Origin of the sequence: Gordonia terrae, assembly GCF_001698225.1 — a bacterium.
In the GTDB taxonomy this organism is placed as follows: Bacteria; Actinomycetota; Actinomycetes; order Mycobacteriales; family Mycobacteriaceae; genus Gordonia; species Gordonia terrae.
The window spans coordinates 193,814-210,791 of the sequence record NZ_CP016594.1 but is presented as its reverse complement, the minus strand read 5'-3'; the positions used below and the strand labels follow the sequence as shown (position 1 = coordinate 210,791).

The window sequence follows — 16,978 nt, the reverse complement described above, 5'->3', positions numbered from 1 at the left end:
CGCCATCTCCTACCTCGCCGACCACCGGGCCGACCGACGGCGTGTCACGCCCCGCGAGGTACCCCACCACCATCAGCGAGGAATCATGTCGGTCACCAATGAAGGACGACGACTTCTGCGGCTCGAGGTGCGCAACAGTGCATCCCCCGTCGAACGGAAGCCCCCCTGGATGAAGAAGGCCGTGAACACCGGCCCGGTGTTCCAGGAGGTCTCGACGGTCGTGTCCGATCACGACCTGCACACGGTGTGCCGATCGGCCGGCTGCCCCAACATCTTCGAATGTTGGAACGATCGCGAAGCGACCTTCCTCATCGGCGGCGAACAATGCACCCGCCGGTGCGACTTCTGCCAAATCGACACCGGCCGTCCCGATGACCTCGACCGTGACGAGCCGCGCCGGGTCGCCGAATCGGTGGCGGCGATGGATCTGCGGTACGCGACGGTCACCGGGGTGGCACGTGACGACCTCGACGACGGCGGAGCGTGGTTGTACGCCGAGACCGTCCGGGCCATCCGGGCCGCGTGCCCGTCGACGGGCGTGGAACTCCTGATCCCCGACTTCAGCGGCGACCGCCGCCAACTCGATGAGGTCTTCGCCTCACAGCCATCCGTGCTGGCTCACAACGTGGAAACCATCCCGCGGCTGTTCCGTCGCGTGCGCCCGGCGTTCGACTATCAGCGTTCACTCGCGGTGATCACGGCCGCAAAAGCGGCCGGGCTGATCACGAAGTCGAACCTGATCCTGGGTATGGGCGAGTCGGACACCGAGGTCTACGACGCGTTGGCCGACCTTCGCGCCGCCGACTGCGACCTGGTGACCATCACCCAGTACCTGCGGCCAAGCCCTCGACATCTTCCGGTGGACCGGTGGGTTCCTCCGGACCAGTTCGAGGAATTCGCCAAGACCGCCACCGACCTCGGTTTCCTGGGCGTCATGTCCGGCCCGCTGGTGCGCTCTTCTTATCGCGCGGGTCGACTGCATGCCGCAGCCGTGCGGAGTTTGCAGACGTGACGAGAAACCCTCGACCAGGCATTTTTCTATTTTCGTACCGGTACTCCGAACATTTTCCACCGAAATAGGCTTGCAGCGTTCGGTTTCCCGAACTATGATCTAGGTCATGCACAGCGCAGACGGAGCCAGTACCGGAACGCGGCACTCGTCCCCCACGATTGCGGTCATCGGGACCTTCGACACCAAGGCCGTCGAGCTGGCCGACCTCGCCGATCACATCGAGGATCTGGGCGGGCGAGTCATCTTCGTCGACACATCGGCGCGCCTCACCGCGATTCCGGACGAAGCGACCATCGGTGACCGTCCGTTCGTCGATCAGAATGCGGTGGCCGTCGCAGCCGGGAGTTCGATGCAGGAGATCGACTCACTGCCGCGCGGCGAAGCCGTGTCCGCCCTTCGAGCCGGGGTGACCCGGCTGCTGACCGACATGGCCGCCGGTCGCGGCATCGACGGGGCCGTCTGCATGGGTGGCGCCGGAACCCACATCGCCGGCCCGGCCCTGCAGCAGCTCCCCTTCGGTTTCCCGAAGCTCATCGTGTCCCCGCTGGCGTCCGGCCGACGGACCTTCGAGCCGTACGTCGGCATCCAGGACGTCGCCGTACTCCACTCCGTCGCCGACATCGTCGGCGTCAACTCGCTCACCTCGGTGATCTACCGCAACGCGGCAGGGTTCATCGTCGGAGCGGCCACCGCGGCGCGGCGGGATGACGTCGACGCCACTGCCGAGCGGCCGCTGACGGTGGCCGTCTCCATGAATGGGAACACCACCCCGACGGTGGATCGCATTCACGATCACCTACGTTCCGCGGGAAGGGCATTCGTCGCCTTCCACGCCAACGGCACCGGCGGAAAGGCCCTCGAGTCCGCCGTGGAGCACGGGCAGGTCGATGTCGTCATCGACGTCACCACAACGGAACTGAGCGGACACCTGGTCGGCGGTCTGATGGACCCGGGCCCGGAGCGAATGGAGACAGCCGGCCGGCTGGGGCTCCCCCAGGTGCTCGTACCCGGTTGCATCGACCTGATCACCTGCGGCACACCGGCCGACACCGAGCGGGAGTTCCCCGGCCGCACCTACTTCGGGCACAATCCCGAGCTCACGCTCGTCCGCCTCACCACGAGCGAGATGGAGATGGTGGCCAAGGAGTTCGCCCGCAAGGCCAACCTGGCCGTGGGGCCGGTTCACATCGTGATCCCCACACGGGGGCTGTCCGTTCCCAACGCCCCCGGTGGCGCCTTCTGGGACCCAGCCGCCGACGAGGCATTCCGCCGCGTCCTGCGCTCAGAGATCCACGACCGGGTTCGGATCAGCGAGATCGACGCGCACATCAACGACCCCGAGTTCTCGGCTGCGGTGATCGACGCTTTCGAAGCGGTCACCACGACCCGACCCGACCCACGGCCCCGCCCGCCCGTGCCCACCGCATGACAGCCCTGTCCATCGTGAGCCAGCGATACCCACACCCGATACTCGTACGAACGGAGACACGCACATGAAAGCAGTTGTACTGGAGGCCGAATGGTCGCCCCGGACAGGCGTGCACATTCCCGCCGACGACGCCGCGCGCCAATGGGCCGTCAACGCCAGTGAGGCGTACCGAAACCCGGTGATGGAGCTTCGCACAGTCGCCGACCCAGGCGCTCCCGGGCCGACCGAGGTGATCCTCGAGGTCGGTGCCTGCGGATTGTGTGGCACCGATGTCCACATGTACGAGACCGACGAGGACGGCTACGTGCTGTCCCCCTACCACCTCAAGGCTCCGGTGATCACCGGTCACGAGTTCTCCGGCAAGATCGTCGCCGCCGGGTCCGCGGTAAGCGAACTGCGCGTGGGCCAGCTCGTGGCCGCCGAGGAGATCCAGTGGTGCGGTACCTGTCGCGAATGTCGCGGGGGCTTCTGGAATCAGTGCCGGAACATCGAGGATCTCGGTATCACCATCGACGGCGGGTTCGCCCAGTACGTTCGCGTCGACGCACGATACTGCTGGCCGCTCGACGCCGTTGCCGATCGCTACGGCTCCGAGGACGCCGCTCTCGAAGTCGGCGCACTGACCGAACCGACCAGCGTCGCGTATGAGGGGATGTTCACCCGCGCAGGAGGGTTCGCACCGGGCAGCGCGGTCGCGATCTACGGGCTCGGCCCCATCGGTCTCGCCTCGGTCGCGCTCGCCCAGGCTGCCGGCGCGTCCCAGATCTTCGCCGTCGAGCCGATCGCCGAACGACGGTCCCTGGCCGCCGAGATGGGCGCGACGCATGTCATCGACCCCCTCGCCGACGATGCGGTGGCAGCGATCGCGGACGCCACCAAAGGGAACGGGGCCGCCATGATCATCGAGGCCAGCGGCAACAGCAAGGCCGTGATGGGTCCGATCGAGGACACACTCGGTATCGGCGGAAAGCTCGTGGTCGCAGGCATGGACGCGAAGCCCGCATCTATCAACACGATCAAGATCCAGCTCAAAGCCGGTCAGATCTACGGCACCGTCGGACATTCCGGCAGTTGGAACTTCCCCAACGTCATCGCCTTGATGGCTTCCGGACGAATCTCCATGGACAAGGCCATCACTCGTCGATTCCCGCTGGCCGGGCTCATCGACGCGCTCGAAGAAACCAAAGAGCGAGGAAACGGCAAGATCCTCGTCAAGCCCCAGACATAACACCCACGAAACACAGGAGAAAACTCGATGTCAGAACTTCACTCGCGTCTCATCACCGACCTGGCCCCGCCGGACATCCAGGAGTACCTGAAGACCGACGACACCATCATCATCCCGATGGGCGCGGTCGAGATGCACGGCTACCACCTCCCCATCGGCACCGACATCTACAACGCACAGGAAGTGTGCCGCCGTGCCGCCGAGAAGGCCAAGGTGCTGTACGGCCCGCCGATCTGGACGGGGTACAGCCCGCATCACCTGCGTGAGCCCGAGAACGGCATGGGCACCATGACCTTCCGCGGCGACACCGTGCGGGCGGTCATCTACGACACGGCACGCTCACTCATCCATCACGGCTTCAACCGCCTGATCTTCGTGAACGGCCACACCTCCAACACCAAGGTCACCGACCAGGTCTTCCGCACCCTCCGATACGAAACGGGGGCACTGCTCGGCATGTTCAAGCCCTACGGCGAGCGCTACCTCGGGATCATCGAAGACCTGATGGAGAACAGCGAGGAGGAGACGGCCGGCTGGCACGCCAGTGAGCAGGAGACCTCGATCATGATGGCCTTCAAGCCCGAGAACGTGAAGCTCGACCGAGGTCTCGACACCCGCGCCCAGGCACCGGAATGGCTGCCGGAGTCGTTCAAGAAGGTCGACGCGAGCCCGGACGTCGAGTTCCAGGGCTTCGAGTACTTCTACTTCCCCATGGAGCATCAGGAGATGGCGCCGCACGGTGTGATCGGGAACCCGTTCCGCGCCACCGCCGAGAAGGGCGAGCAGATCTTCGACCGCTTCTCCAGTCATCTCGCCGATGCCCTGGAGGAACTCAAGAAGGTGAAGGTGGACATCACCTCGCGCGAGTTCGTCCTCAAGGCCTGATCCGACTGCAACCAAGCTTGCGGGGCACCGGGGAGGTCATCTCAAACCCCCGGTGCCCTGCATCCCCACCTACCACTGCCGGCCTCAGTAGGCTCCACTGACAGTGGGCATCATCCACCACGGAGGTGGTAGGCGCTCTATCCGGGCACAACTGACTGTGGGAAGTGGAGAAATCAATGGCTAGCGGGCCGGAGAAGACCGACGACGACACCATCTCGATCGGTGATCGCCTCAAGAAACTGCGTAACGATCACGGGTACTCGATCCGCGCACTGGCGGAACGAGCGGAGATGTCGTCTTCGGTCATCAGTGAAGTGGAACGAGGAAAGACCGAGCCATCGATCTCCACCCTCAAGCGACTCGCCGCCGCACTGGGCACGAGCATCACCTACTTCTTCACCGAGCCGAGCCAGCGCAACGGGCACGTCATCCGTGCCACCGACCGCCAGACCATAGGCGGAGATCTGCCCACCCACCCGGGCTCGGACTCCCGTTCGTCCATCGCAGCCCGGGGAGTCCACTTCGAGCTCGCCTCACCGGCAGAATCTGAAGTCCTCGAAGCTCTGTACGGACGCTACGAGGTCGGTGCCAGCACCGGCGACGAGCCCTATACGCACGAGGGCGAGGAGTGGGCAATGGTGCTCAAGGGTCGCTTCAAGGTGACGCTGGCCGACGAAGTCTACTTCCTGGACCCAGGTGACTCCATCTGGTTCCACAGCACCATTCCACACAAGATCGAGAACGTTGCCAAAGAGGTCAGCGAATACATCTGGATCGATACGCCGAAGTCCTTCTAGGCTCGGCGACGTCGACCCGAGAAATCTGAAAGGTCGATAACCATGGGTAAATTCGACGGTAAAGTCGCGTTCATCACCGGCGCAGCCCGCGGACAGGGTCGCGCACACGCCATCAAGTTCGCCAGCGAGGGCGCGAACATCATTGCAGTCGACATCTGCGCACCGGTGAAGTCGGCGCCTTACAAAATGGGCACCAAGGACGAGTTCGACGAGACCACCGACCTCGTCGAGAAGGCCGGGGGAAAGATCCTCAGCCGCGTCGCCGACGTCCGAGACCTCGAAGCGCTCACCGCCGTGGTCGACGAAGGCGTCGAACAGTTCGGGCGCCTCGACTTCATCCTCGCCAACGCCGGAGTCTGTACTTACGGGAAGCTCGCCGAGATGACCGAGGCACAGTGGAACGAGATGATGGACATCGATCTGTCGGGTGTGTGGAAGACCGTCCGCGCCGGCGTGCAACACATGATCAACGCGGGCAACGGTGGCTCGATCGTGCTCACCAGTTCGACCGCGGGACTCCGCAATCTCAACGAGATCGGTCACTACGTGGCGGCCAAGCACGGCGTCACCGGACTGGCCAAGGCCCTGGCGAATGAGCTTGCACCGCACAATATCCGCGTCAACTCCATTCATCCGAGCAACTGCCGGACCCCGATGATGACCAACTCCGGTGTCATCAAGATGTTCCGCCCGGATCTCGAATCGCCCACGCTGGATGACGCAATGGACAGCTTCGGAACCATCCACCTACTCGACACGCCTTGGGTTCTGCCCGAGGACGTCAGCAATACCATCGCCTACCTCTGCTCTGAAGAAGCGCGCTTCACCACTGGCGCTGCAATCCCAGTCGACGCGGGCATGCTAGCAAAGTAACTCTGCCAGCGAGCCTTTCAGGCTCTCTCAAATCCCCGGCGCGGAAAGTCTTTCCGCACCACCACGACCACGGAACCAGGCGTTCCGTTCAGGACTCACGCCGCGTGAGCCCCATGTCGTGCTGTCCGAACACATGAATCTCGCCGGCTGCGGAAGGATCACGCACCAACCTCCGTCCGCAGCCGGGACAGCCGAACCGTCATCAGCCGGCCTGCGTAATCCGCCAGGTCTGCTGTCGAATCCGTCCAGCATCGACGGACATTTCCGTCGCACAGACAAGGCCCAAGAAAATGACCGAGCTGATTGCCATGCTCACGCACAACGACAAGACCATCGACAATGCGCGGGAGATCTTCGCGCAGGCGATCGACGCCCCGACGAAGCACTGGGGCTTCAAGGACACCGGCCTGTCGGCGTCCGACCAGGCACTGCTGGCGCAGGACATGAAGAATGCCGGCAAGACAGTGCATTTCGAGTCCCTCAAGGAAGAGGAATCGGACTGCCTCACGGCCGCACAGTTCGCGGTGGACAACGGTCTCGACTTCCTGATCGGGATGGCGTTCCACACGTCGGTCGCGGACCTGCTCTCGAAGTCAGGGGTCGGGTACCTCCCGACTTGCGGCGGCCGCAGCGGCATTCCCCGAATGCTCCACGGTTCGATCGAGGACATCGTCGGTGACGCCAAGCGCATCCGCCCTCAGGTGGATGGCGTCGCACTCTCGCTGTACCGGTGGACCGATGGCGAACCGGGAGCGCTCGGCAAGGCCTTCGTCGAGGACGTCGAGGGGCCTGTCGTCGTGACCGGTTCGATCAACAGCACCGCACGGATGGACGAGATCGCTCGCCTGTCCCCCTGGGGCATCACGGTCGGCTCGGCGCTGTTCGACGACGTCTTCGGCGCCGGCACCTTCGGTGCAGGCCTCGAGTACATGCGGGATTACCTGGATCACGCCTGATCTCCGACGGAGCCGGGGGTGGTCCACGCCGGCGCGAGCAGCGCTCGCCGTGGCACCCCGGCCTCCACCCTCTTCGACTGCGGACCATGTCCGACTCGTATCCGTCGAGATGCGGGACCCCTCACCAAGGAACAGTACTGTGTCCTTCACTCACATCGTCACGTTCTCCTGGAAAACCGAACACGCTGACGAAACCGCCTTGACCACGGCCCTGCTGGCATTGGTCCGGACCCTGCCCGGCGTCGACCTCTACCTCTGCGGTCCGGATGCCGGTGTGACAACCGGGAATTGGGACTTCGGCGTCGTCGGAAGATTCGCGACGCAGGACGCCTTCGTCCACTATCGTGATCATCCGGAGCACCAACGAATCCTCCGCGAACTCATCGCCCCCCACCTCGCATACAAGTCCGTCGTGCAGATCGTCGAGTGAGAGATGAACAAGGAAGATTACTACCTGCTCTCGCACGCCGAGCGGTGGCTGCCCTTCGGCGGCCCCGACGAGGAGGAGACGATGGTGGAGTTCGGCATCACCCGCGCGGCCTACTTCAGGCGCATCTGTGAACTGACCCAGAAGCACGACGACGTGTTGTCCACGAACGTACGAGTGTATGCAGAAAGCCTGCGACACAGGGAGAATCGACCCGATGAACGATCGAACGCATCTCTACACCGACAGTAAGTGGGAGCCCATCGTCGGTTACTCCCGGGCATTGCGGATAGGGAATCGGGTGCTGGTATCCGGCACGACGGCTTCCGCGCCCGAAGGGGTGGTCGGTGGCAACGACGTCGCAGCCCAGACCACGGAGATCCTGCGCCGCATCGATGAAGTGCTACAACGTGCCGGCGCCTCCCTCGACCACGTCATCACCACCAGGATCTACGTGACCGACATCCGCCGATGGGAAGAGGTCGGTCAAGCCCACGGCGCGGTGTTCGGAGACATCCGCCCCACCACGACGATGGTGGAGGTGTCCGGGCTCGTCGATCCCGCACTCCTCGTCGAGATCGAGGCCGAGGCGCAGATTCCCTGATACATCCCCGTCCTTCGAGGCGGGTTGAACCACTTCGGTTTCAGCCCGCCTCGTCGTGTATCCAGCTCGTTCCAGCAATCAGCGTTCGCCGTCGGCGTACGACTTGGTCTTCGGTGAGATCGTGGTGCAGTCCGCGATCGCGGGAGACCCTGTACCAATGAGCGCGACGGCCGTGGAGCGGTCGGTCCGCGTGGGTCCGCGCGCGTGCTGCACGCACTGAGTCCGTGCAGCTCCTCGACGGTGAGCAGCAGAGGGTTCGCATGTGAGCTGTGCGGCGGGGCCCACAGCGTTCAGATGCCGAGTCTTCATGAGATGATTCCTCGCGCTCGTCCCTGGCCGACCCCGCACGGTCGACCAGGGACGCGGGCGTGTGTCCGAACTCAGCGGTGCGTCACTCACTGGCGATGACGGTCAGGCCCTGTCGCGTCTGGCGGACGTCAGGCGGGACGCTGCTTGCGCGCGAAGGGCCGCGACATCCGCGGCCGGGGCCGGCGCTGTGGCCGCGGCCAGCGACGCAGCGGGCAGGTGCCGGCGCAACTCGTCGATCAAGGCCGCTGCCTGTCCGGGAGGACCGTCGTCGTCGTGCATCACGCAGATCGCGAACTCCGAATCGCCGAGGCGCGCCATTGCCGACGCAGCGGGAAGCAACCCGACGCAGGTCCGTGCTTGGCGCACCAGTCGCTGATCCCGACCGCGCGGGTCGTCGGTCGTCCCGCGATCGTCGATCGCCCACGAGATCACCGTTACCGCTGCGGCGGAGCGGCGACCTTCGAGAAGTCCGGTGGTCGCCAGTTCCCAACCCGCGCGATTGAACACGCCGGTCAGCGGGTCAGTAAAAACGGCCGTGAGCAGCGTGCGGGTCAGCATCCCGAACGACTCGGCCGCCGCGGGAATCGCCACAGCGACGACGATGTAGGTGCTGAGGTACTTCGGCGCGGGCGCCACCGCGAGCGCGACGACACATCCGGCGGTCAGCAGACCGATGAGCGCCCACGCCTGGCGGCGCGGAAAAGTGGCGCGCAGATACATCGCCAGGAACATCGCCGCGACCATGCAGAGGAACTCGGCGCTGATCAGCTCGTGGAACGCCATCACCGCGGGGGTGGCCAGACAGGCCGCGATCACGGCCGGGAACGGGCGCCGGGGACGCACGGACAACCAGCCCAGCGCCGCGATGCCCAGCGCGACGGCGACGAGTCCCCCGGTCGGGTCGGACAGGGTCGCCGAGTCGTCGACCGGGAACAGCGTGAGAGCCACGCCCATTGCGTACAACAGCGAGGTCACCGCCAGATAGGTCCGCAGCACGTGTAGCGGCGATCGCGGGAGCGGGCCCCTCAGCGCTCCCAGGTGTAGGTCCGGTCGGTACATCCCCCACTCCGATCCTCGTATCGGTCCCGATCCGAGGTTGCCAAATGGCGCGGCTTCGCGCGACCGGCACGGGCGGCCGCCGCGAGCGCGCGCTCGGGGACGCGAGCACACGTTCGGGCCGGTTCGCGCGGCTCGAGCACCTATCCTGATCCGATGAACAGCCTCGTCACCGTGGTCGTCGTCGACGATCACCCGTTCTTCCGCGACGGCGTGTCCCGCGGCCTCACGGCCAGTGGGCGGGTCCGGGTGGTCGGCGAAGCCGCGGACGGGCAGGCCGGCCTCGAACTCATCCGTCGCGAGAGCCCCGACGTAGCGGTCGTCGACCACCAGATGCCGCTCATGACCGGCGTCGAGGTCGCGCACGCGGTGTCGCGTGACGGGTTGGCGACCCGGGTGCTGCTGTTGTCCGCGGTCACCGACGGCCCGATCGTCTTCCGGGCGCTCCAGGAGGGTGCGGCCGGTTATCTGTCGAAGGATGCCGATCGCGACGACATCGTCGGCGCGGTGACCCGGGTGGCGAAGGGAGAGACCGTGGTGCCACCGGAGCTCGCCGCCGGACTGGCCGGCGAGATCCGTGCGCAGACCCAGCGTGATGCGCCGGCCCTGAGCGAGCGGGAGCGGCAGGTTCTCACGGGATTTGCACGCGGACAGTCGATTCCGCAGGTCGCGGCCGAGCTCTACATCGGTGCGTCGACGGTCAAGACGCACACCCAGCGCCTCTACGAGAAGCTCGGCGTGTCCGACCGTGCGGCCGCGGTCGCCGAGGCGATGCGCCGTGGCCTCCTCGAGTAGCGCGCGCCCCCGGGAACGAGGGGGCGACGTCGACGGGGACGATCGGATCGCCGGAGCGACAAAGTATCTGGGTCTCGATGAGTTCGCCGATGAACCGCGGATCCACGACATCCTGATCGACCACGCGATCCGTGGCATCCGGATCCAGGTGGTCCTCCGACTGTTCCTGTCGTTGTTCGTGTTGCTGACCGTCTGTCTCGATCCTCCCGCGCACGCCGAGACGTTCAGTGTCGTGACGGCAGTTCTCTACGCGGCGTGGTGTGTCGGTGGAGCCTTCGTGGTCGTACAGCACGAGTCGGCGATGATCCGATATTCCTGGGTCGCGTTACCCATCGACCTCCTGCTGCTCACCGCGCTCGCCGTCGTGGCGAGCCGATCCAACGAATTGAGTTGGACGACCGACGTTCTCCTCAGCGGTTTCGTCCTCGTGCCGATGATCGCGGCGATCGCCCTGCAGCCCACGACGTGCGCCGTGGTCGTTGTCGTCACGACCGTGGTGTACGCAGCCTCCTCCGCATTGGCCCGCACCTCGAACGGCGAACCGTGGTCGGTGATCGTGCTGCGCATCCTCGTCGTCGCGGCGCTGGCCGTCGGCGCGATCCTGTTGTCCCGCCTACAGCGATCCCGGGTGAGAACGATCGGGGCGCTCGCTGCCGAACGCGCCCGATTGCTCGACGCGACGATGGAGATCGAAGAGCGCGAGCGCCGTGATCTCGCCGACAACCTGCACGACGGGGCTCTGCAATACGTACTGGCGGCGCGCCAGGAACTCGCCACGCTCCGTGACTCCGCCGATCCGGTGACCCTCGACCGCGTCGACGGTGCACTGCGCGACGCAGCACAACTCCTACGTTCGACGCTGAGCGAGTTGCACCCGGCAGTGCTCGAACAAGCCGGGCTGTCGGTGGCCCTGACCGACCTCACCTCCTCCATGGGGAGCCGCGCGGGCGCCCCGGCGGTCGCGGTCGACACCGTCGGCTGGCCGCCCGAACTGCGCACCTCCGCCGACTCGCTGCTGTTCGCCACCGCACGCGAACTGTTGACGAACGTGATCAAACACGCGGCCGCCACGACGGTCGAGGTCACCGCCGAGTTCGACGAGGGGCGAGCGCGCCTGGTCGTCCTCGACGACGGCGTGGGCCTACCCTCCGACATCGCCGTCGCCGAACTGATGCGTCGACGACAGGCCAACGGCCACATCGGACTTGCCTCCCGACGGATTCGCATCGAGGGAAGCGGTGGCATGTTGTCTTTGTCGAATCATCCCGGCGGCGGAACCGTCGCGATCGTGGAGGTACCGGCTCGCGTGCTGTGAGGCGCGTCGGCCGAGCCGACCGGCGTGTCCCCCGATCGGTGGAGGCACCATTCACCCCACCCATCACCCGGTCAGCGGAATCCCCCGACCACCGATCCCCGGCACAGTAAGTGGTGTCACCAGCACAACCCACCACACCACACCGGAGCCCACCATGAAGACCACCACCCGCATCGCCACCGCCACCCTCGGACTCGCCGCCGCAACCGGAATCGCCCTCGGCGCCGCCGGAGCAGCCCACGCCGGCACCCTCCCCATCACCCACCCCGGCGAACCCACCGTCGCCATGACCATCACCAACCACACCGACAAGCCCGAATACCTCCAAGGCGCCAACGCCGACGGCGGCCAATGGGTCAACGCACCCCAACACATCCTCTACCCCGGCGCCACCGAAACCATCACCGCCACCGCACCCTTCACCAACCACCTCGACGTCAACGCCATCTACCGCATCGGCGCCTTCGGACCCACCGCCAACTACCAACTCACCAACCACCCCCACAACGTCAACACCGCCATGAGCACCATCTGGGGACCCCACGCCCAGAACTACTGGATGAACAACCACATCGACACCGGATACCCCCAGGTCAACGTCGGCTTCGACCAGTGGTGAGGTCGAAAGATGGGCGGTGAGCGACCGACACTCGCTCACCTCCGGTGGAAAGAGACGGGCCCGCGACCGATCACCGGTCGCGGGCCCGCCTGCCGCAGTATCGAACTCACAGATCAGGGAAAGATGTTCTCCAGCGATCCGAATGCTCCGCCGGCACCCGATGCGGCGAAGTTGGTGGTGCAGCCGTTGAACGAGACGTTGTCGACGTTGACCTTGCCGGCCTTCTCGTTGGGCTGGCTGGAGATCCCGTAGTGGTCGACCACTGTGTTGCCACCGGCGGCCTCCACCAGATCATCCAGCGTGGCGTTGGTGCCCTTCTTGATGTCGCCGAGGTCGCGAGTGGCCCACCACTGGTCGGAGTCGGCGGCGTCCTGCTTGCCCGCACCCGCCGGAGCGCTCCAGACGAGTGTGGCGAATCCATCGGCCTGCCCGGTGTTCGCCCCGGTCACGCGAATCTGCCAGTTCGCCTGGCCGTCGGATTTCTCGAAGCTGAGCGGCTTTGTCGCGGCGTCGACCAACTTGAGCTGACCGGCACTGTGGTACGAGGCCTGACGAGGTGTCTGCTCGGTCGTCACGAACTCGAGGGACCCGTCCTGGTCGACAACGTTGGTGGCCGTCACCTTTCCGGCCTGGCCCCGCTCGTCGCCAAAGGTGTTGCCCCACCCCGCGGGGTTGGCTGGAGTAGAAGTCTTGGCACAGTTCGCCTCGGATACCGGGGCGGCGGTGGCCACCGCGGGAGCGATCAGAGCCGCGACCCCGAGGGCCGCGCCAGCTGTGGTCACACGGATGAGATTTCTTCGCACTGGTTCTTTCCTCCCTTTTGTCATTCATTTGTCATTCGGTCCATCGAACTCCCGCAAGCTAACAAAGGGATTTATCAGATACCAGCGCGATTGAAGGTATCTAAATCAGGCACACCTTTACACAGCAAACCTGACCAGCACACACATTGCGCCAGTGGACTATGTCGCATTCGTTTTTCTCGATCCGGAATTCCCGGCTATCTGCCTATTCCGCACCACCCGTTGACCTTGCGCCGAGTTTCGTTGGCTGTGCATACGATTTCGTTGACTGTGCCGGGGTATCCGTTGACTGTGCTGGATATTCGTTGACTGCATTCGGGGTTCGACAGCGGGGTCGAGATCCCCCCCGCCCGAGAGGTCGGTATGCCCCGAATCTGTCGGCCCTACCGGTTCGCCGACGGTCGAGGCACCCGCCCGATCCTGTCACTTCCACCATATGTCGACGCCAGGGGCTTGCCGCAAGGCCCTGGTGGCCGTGCACAATCGCTCGACGACCGATACCCAGGAGGCGATCGATGGCTGACGATGCAGACCACTCAGACATGGCGGACACCCCGGAACGCTTCCGGGTGCACGAGTCCGGGGCCTACTTTCACGGCACCCGAGCCGACCTCCGCGTCGGCGACCACCTGACCCCCGGGCACCACTCGAACTACCGTCGCGAGCACATCTCGAACTACGTCTACATGACGAAGGTGCTCGACGGCGCGGTCCTCGCGGCCGAGATGGCGGTGGGTGACGGTAGCCCCCGGGTCTACATCGTAGAGCCGGAGGACGACGTGCATGACGATCCGAATGTCACCGACAAGAAGTTCCCCGGGAACCCGACCCACTCGTACCGGAGCGCCCGGCCGGTCCGGGTCGTCGGCGAGATGACCGACTGGGTCGGACATCCGCCGGAGTACCTGCAGCAGTTCCGGGCCGGGCTGGAGGCACTGCGACAGCGCGGCGAAGCGGTTCTCTACGACTAGCTGTGGCACCCGTGCAGGTTGTGATCCTGGGCGGCAGTCAGCGGGTGGCGAGGAGCCACACGAGGTGCGCTTCGACGAGGGAGGGTCGGAGCTGCCGCTGGCCGGGTCGCGGTGGTCGGACGTCGATGACGTGGCTGGTTGTCAGCCATGAGCGACGCGCGTCTATCGGATGTGGCGCCTCCGGGCGTGCTTGGTCGCCGGGCCCCCTGCTCCCTGAGGAGCGCCCGGAGCTTGCGGAGGCCGCGTCACGAAGGGTCCGGTGACCGAGCGTGCGAAACCCTCGGGGTGGTTCGCCGTGGATCTCGGCGCGTGTGTCACGTAGGTGTGCGGCGAACCGCCGGGGTATGTCGGGTCGGCGGTTGAGGCGGTCAGGGTTGGGTGGTGCGCCGGGGTCGGCGTTCAATCGCCAGAGGCAGCGGCCTTCGTCGGGTCCGGAACGCACGATGTGGGTGGTGTACTGACCGGGCTGGTCGCCGACCATCCGGTTGTGCCGGGGGCAGGCCGGGGCGAGATCGTCGATGTCGGTGAGTCCGCCTCTGGCCCAGTCTTTCTGGGCGTGGTGGAGTTCGACGTGGGTCGCGGGCTGATCGCAGCCGGGTGCGGAAGAGACTTCGCCGTCGGGGCGTGCGAAGGAGACGAGACGTTGTTCGCGGGTGGCCAGACGCTTGCCGCGCCCGAAATGCAGCGGTACGGCGGTGGCGCCTTTGAACACCGCCAACCACGGCTGGACGTCAGCGGCCATGGCGACGAGGTCGGGGATGGGCAGCAGGGTGCCGGTGGCGGTGGTGGCGAGTCCCGCTTCGCGGATCAGGTCGCCGAGGTCGGCTTTGATGATCAGCTGCACGGGCAGGCCGCGATGGGATTTCCCGAGGAGGCCGTCCTCGAGCACAGCTTTCAGTAGCGCGTTGAGTGCGTCGTGGTTGATCTGGGCGGGCGTGCGGTCGTCACGTTCCGCCGCGGCGGCCAGGAGGTTTGGGTCGGCGTCCTCGAACGAGCCGGTGGGCGAATCGAGGTCGTTGGGGTTGTTCATGCCGGGCTTGGCCCACACCGCGAGCAGCATAGTGATCCGGGCGGCCAACTCGGGGGTGAGGGTGCCGGTGAGTTTGGCGGTGCCGTCGGCGCGTTGCCGGTTGACCCACAGATTCCGACGTCGTTTCCGCTCCGATTCGTCGGCCTGGGTGCCGTCGGGATCGAGGTGGGCCAGCAGCCGCGCACCGAGTTGGGTGATGTCGGCAGGCGTGTGGTCGGCGGCGATCTCGGCCATCTGCCGTTCAGCAGCAACCTTCACGTCGTGCTCGACGGCGTGGGGAATCTGGTCGAGGACGTCGATGACGGCGCGCACATGCGAGGTCCCGACCCGGCCGTCGGCCAACGCCGAAGCAAGGGTGGGATGTTCGGGTGGCAGTGGTTCGCCGGTGTGGGTGAGGTGGGCGGCGGTGGCGTGGCGTTGGTTGTTGCGACGCATCGGATCGGAGACGCGGAGGCGGTGGGTCATGAACGTGGTGATGCTGCGGTACCCGGTGCGATGGGGGAGGTCGCGGTCGGCGATGGTGACAAGTTGACGGTCGCCGGTGTAGGTGAGGCGGGCGATGGCCTTTTCGGTGTCGGCGGCGACCTCGACGAGTTCGGTGTCCGCACAGGAGCCCAGATCGACGGTCTGCAGTTCATCGATCAGCCGGTGCAGCTCGGCGACGAGCTCAACTGCCCGAGACGAAGGCGCGCCATCATCGACGACGTGTGTGGTGTCGGACATGACGGTCACCTCCCCCGAGAACCGTTGCTACGAATGTACGTTCGAGCGTACACGAGAATCGAGGCGCGCGCATCGAAAGATGCTGTCCCACAGTGCCTACGGCGGCCGCACGGCGCGATTGCGTTGTCGGTGCTGTGTGATAAGCGGCCACCGACACGCACATGTCCCGAAGTTGCGTCGACGGGCTCCGGGTTCCACCAGAATCTCTGCATGGGCACCGGAGGGACCGGTCCGTGGTTGAGTCAGAGCGTCGTCGCGATCCCGCCATCGACCGGGATGACGGTCCCGGTGAGATAGCACCCGGCGCGACTGGCGAGGTACACCACCGTCCCGATCATGTCGTCGGCTCGACCGATGCGCCCGAGTGGAGAGGCCGCCGCGACCTCGTCCCCCAGCTCGGCCAGGATCGGCGCCATCATCTTGGACTCGAAAGGTCCAGGCGCAATGGCGTTCACGGTGATGTGGCGCGGACCGAGGTCGCGCGCGAGATGTCTGGTCAGCTGATGGACGGCCGCCTTGCTGGACGAGTACGAATACGACGCGGTGCGCGGCACGCGGATTCCGTCGACACTGCCGATCATGATGACCCGCGACGGATTCTCCGCGGTCGCGGTACGGGTCAGCAACGGCAGCAGTGTCTGGGTGAGTACGAACGGCGTCTGGACGTTGAGTTTCAGAACCCGGTCCCACGCCGAGTCCGGGAACTCCTCGAGGGACGCACCCCAGGTCGCGCCGGCGTTGTTCACCAGGACATCGAGGGCATCGGTCTCCGAGGCCACCTGCTCCGCGAGGGTGCGCGCACCCTCGGGGCTCGATAGATTCGCCTGTAACGCAGTCAGTCCCGCTGCACGCGCCTCGGCGAGCGCATCGTCGTTGCGGCCGGTGATCATCACCCGCGCTCCGCGGTCGTGCAGGCCGTGGGCGATCATCGCCCCGATACCCGACGTGCCGCCGGTGACCAGCACCGTCTTACCACTCACATCGAACAGGTCAGCAGTCATCGTCGTCCTTCGGTGCTCGGTAGCCGGAACGGGCGGTCGTCGCCTCGCGTCGATTCTCGGTCAGCGGCGGGCCGTCTGGTGCCGAATCGCGAATCACCGGCGCAGACCGTCGTCCCTCACAACTCGTCTCGGCAGGACCCTTCGT

The 16,978-nt window shown here is 65.7% G+C and carries 18 protein-coding genes; 14 read left to right on the top strand and 4 right to left on the bottom strand.

Translation table 11 applies throughout. From position 1 onward, the window contains the following. Positions 1-85: 85 nt before the first annotated feature. The 10 genes from lipA to BCM27_RS00990 all read left to right on the top strand — a co-directional run bounded on the left by lipA (position 86) and on the right by BCM27_RS00990 (position 8,211). Positions 86-1,012: a lipoyl synthase gene (gene lipA, locus BCM27_RS01035; protein ID WP_033204753.1), complete on the top strand. Its 927-nt coding sequence runs from the start codon at positions 86-88 to the stop codon at positions 1,010-1,012. Positions 1,013-1,118: 106 nt separating this feature from the next. Then, positions 1,119-2,441, top strand: a complete 1,323-nt coding sequence (locus BCM27_RS01030) for a Tm-1-like ATP-binding domain-containing protein (protein WP_004021467.1) — start codon at positions 1,119-1,121, stop codon at positions 2,439-2,441. Between the two features lie 64 nt (positions 2,442-2,505). Next, positions 2,506-3,669 (top strand): scyllo-inosose 3-dehydrogenase, encoded by a 1,164-nt coding sequence (gene iolM, locus BCM27_RS01025; protein ID WP_004021468.1) that lies wholly within the window; start codon positions 2,506-2,508, stop codon positions 3,667-3,669. Positions 3,670-3,696: 27 nt separating this feature from the next. After that, positions 3,697-4,554: a creatininase family protein gene (locus tag BCM27_RS01020; protein ID WP_004021469.1), complete on the top strand. Its 858-nt coding sequence runs from the start codon at positions 3,697-3,699 to the stop codon at positions 4,552-4,554. Between the two features lie 176 nt (positions 4,555-4,730). Further along, positions 4,731-5,351, top strand: a complete 621-nt coding sequence (locus tag BCM27_RS01015; protein ID WP_004021470.1) for a helix-turn-helix domain-containing protein — start codon at positions 4,731-4,733, stop codon at positions 5,349-5,351. 42 nt (positions 5,352-5,393) lie between these two features. Beyond that, on the top strand, positions 5,394-6,224 hold the full coding sequence (locus tag BCM27_RS01010) for a mycofactocin-coupled SDR family oxidoreductase (RefSeq protein WP_004021471.1): 831 nt from the start codon (positions 5,394-5,396) through the stop codon (positions 6,222-6,224). Positions 6,225-6,514: 290 nt separating this feature from the next. After that, positions 6,515-7,180, top strand: coding sequence for a hypothetical protein (locus BCM27_RS01005; RefSeq protein WP_004021472.1), 666 nt, complete (start codon positions 6,515-6,517; stop codon positions 7,178-7,180). A gap of 139 nt (positions 7,181-7,319) precedes the next feature. After that, the gene (locus tag BCM27_RS01000; RefSeq protein WP_004021473.1) at positions 7,320-7,610 is read left to right on the top strand and encodes a Dabb family protein; all 291 of its coding nucleotides are present in this window, start codon (positions 7,320-7,322) and stop codon (positions 7,608-7,610) included. A gap of 3 nt (positions 7,611-7,613) precedes the next feature. Next, positions 7,614-7,859: a hypothetical protein gene (locus tag BCM27_RS00995; protein ID WP_004021474.1), complete on the top strand. Its 246-nt coding sequence runs from the start codon at positions 7,614-7,616 to the stop codon at positions 7,857-7,859. Next, a complete protein-coding gene (locus tag BCM27_RS00990; RefSeq protein ID WP_004021475.1) occupies positions 7,825-8,211 on the top strand; it encodes a RidA family protein in 387 nt (128 codons plus the stop codon). Before BCM27_RS00995 ends, BCM27_RS00990 begins: the two co-directional genes overlap by 35 nt. A gap of 411 nt (positions 8,212-8,622) precedes the next feature. Here the strand turns inward: BCM27_RS00990 and BCM27_RS00985 are convergent, their stop codons facing one another. After that, entirely contained in the window at positions 8,623-9,516 is an 894-nt protein-coding gene (locus BCM27_RS00985; RefSeq protein ID WP_239450641.1) for a nucleotidyl cyclase domain-containing protein, read from the bottom strand. Positions 9,517-9,732: 216 nt separating this feature from the next. Here BCM27_RS00985 and BCM27_RS00980 point away from each other — a divergent pair, with 216 nt between their 5' ends. From BCM27_RS00980 to BCM27_RS00970, 3 genes are all read left to right on the top strand, one after another. After that, complete coding sequence (locus BCM27_RS00980; protein WP_004021477.1) at positions 9,733-10,371, top strand: response regulator; 639 nt, start codon at positions 9,733-9,735, stop codon at positions 10,369-10,371. Then, positions 10,355-11,686: a sensor histidine kinase gene (locus tag BCM27_RS00975; RefSeq protein ID WP_004021478.1), complete on the top strand. Its 1,332-nt coding sequence runs from the start codon at positions 10,355-10,357 to the stop codon at positions 11,684-11,686. The genes BCM27_RS00980 and BCM27_RS00975 overlap by 17 nt, the downstream gene beginning before the upstream one ends. A gap of 154 nt (positions 11,687-11,840) precedes the next feature. Continuing rightward, the gene (locus BCM27_RS00970) at positions 11,841-12,305 is read left to right on the top strand and encodes a hypothetical protein (RefSeq protein WP_004021479.1); all 465 of its coding nucleotides are present in this window, start codon (positions 11,841-11,843) and stop codon (positions 12,303-12,305) included. A gap of 113 nt (positions 12,306-12,418) precedes the next feature. Here BCM27_RS00970 and BCM27_RS00965 read toward each other — a convergent pair whose 3' ends face one another. Further along, a complete protein-coding gene (locus BCM27_RS00965; RefSeq protein ID WP_004021480.1) occupies positions 12,419-13,087 on the bottom strand; it encodes a hypothetical protein in 669 nt (222 codons plus the stop codon). 563 nt (positions 13,088-13,650) lie between these two features. On the opposite strand from BCM27_RS00965, the gene arr reads away from it, so the two are divergent. Further along, positions 13,651-14,079, top strand: a complete 429-nt coding sequence (arr, locus tag BCM27_RS00960; RefSeq protein WP_033206549.1) for an NAD(+)--rifampin ADP-ribosyltransferase — start codon at positions 13,651-13,653, stop codon at positions 14,077-14,079. 37 nt (positions 14,080-14,116) lie between these two features. Here the strand turns inward: arr and BCM27_RS00955 are convergent, their stop codons facing one another. After that, a complete protein-coding gene (locus tag BCM27_RS00955) occupies positions 14,117-15,832 on the bottom strand; it encodes an HNH endonuclease signature motif containing protein (protein ID WP_004021482.1) in 1,716 nt (571 codons plus the stop codon). A gap of 242 nt (positions 15,833-16,074) precedes the next feature. Further along, entirely contained in the window at positions 16,075-16,833 is a 759-nt protein-coding gene (locus tag BCM27_RS00950) for an SDR family oxidoreductase (protein ID WP_004021483.1), read from the bottom strand. Between the last annotated feature and the right edge of the window lie 145 nt (positions 16,834-16,978).

Coding starts and splice junctions, on each gene's coding strand:
- lipA (WP_033204753.1), top strand. CDS start 86: ATGTCGGTCACCAATGAAGGACGACGACTTCTGCGGCTCGAGGTGCGC.
- BCM27_RS01030 (WP_004021467.1), top strand. CDS start 1,119: ATGCACAGCGCAGACGGAGCCAGTACCGGAACGCGGCACTCGTCCCCC.
- iolM (WP_004021468.1), top strand. CDS start 2,506: ATGAAAGCAGTTGTACTGGAGGCCGAATGGTCGCCCCGGACAGGCGTG.
- BCM27_RS01020 (WP_004021469.1), top strand. CDS start 3,697: ATGTCAGAACTTCACTCGCGTCTCATCACCGACCTGGCCCCGCCGGAC.
- BCM27_RS01015 (WP_004021470.1), top strand. CDS start 4,731: ATGGCTAGCGGGCCGGAGAAGACCGACGACGACACCATCTCGATCGGT.
- BCM27_RS01010 (WP_004021471.1), top strand. CDS start 5,394: ATGGGTAAATTCGACGGTAAAGTCGCGTTCATCACCGGCGCAGCCCGC.
- BCM27_RS01005 (WP_004021472.1), top strand. CDS start 6,515: ATGACCGAGCTGATTGCCATGCTCACGCACAACGACAAGACCATCGAC.
- BCM27_RS00995 (WP_004021474.1), top strand. CDS start 7,614: ATGAACAAGGAAGATTACTACCTGCTCTCGCACGCCGAGCGGTGGCTG.
- BCM27_RS00990 (WP_004021475.1), top strand. CDS start 7,825: ATGAACGATCGAACGCATCTCTACACCGACAGTAAGTGGGAGCCCATC.
- BCM27_RS00980 (WP_004021477.1), top strand. CDS start 9,733: ATGAACAGCCTCGTCACCGTGGTCGTCGTCGACGATCACCCGTTCTTC.
- BCM27_RS00970 (WP_004021479.1), top strand. CDS start 11,841: ATGAAGACCACCACCCGCATCGCCACCGCCACCCTCGGACTCGCCGCC.
- arr (WP_033206549.1), top strand. CDS start 13,651: ATGGCGGACACCCCGGAACGCTTCCGGGTGCACGAGTCCGGGGCCTAC.
- BCM27_RS00955 (WP_004021482.1), bottom strand. CDS start 15,832: ATGTCCGACACCACACACGTCGTCGATGATGGCGCGCCTTCGTCTCGG.
- BCM27_RS00950 (WP_004021483.1), bottom strand. CDS start 16,833: ATGACTGCTGACCTGTTCGATGTGAGTGGTAAGACGGTGCTGGTCACC.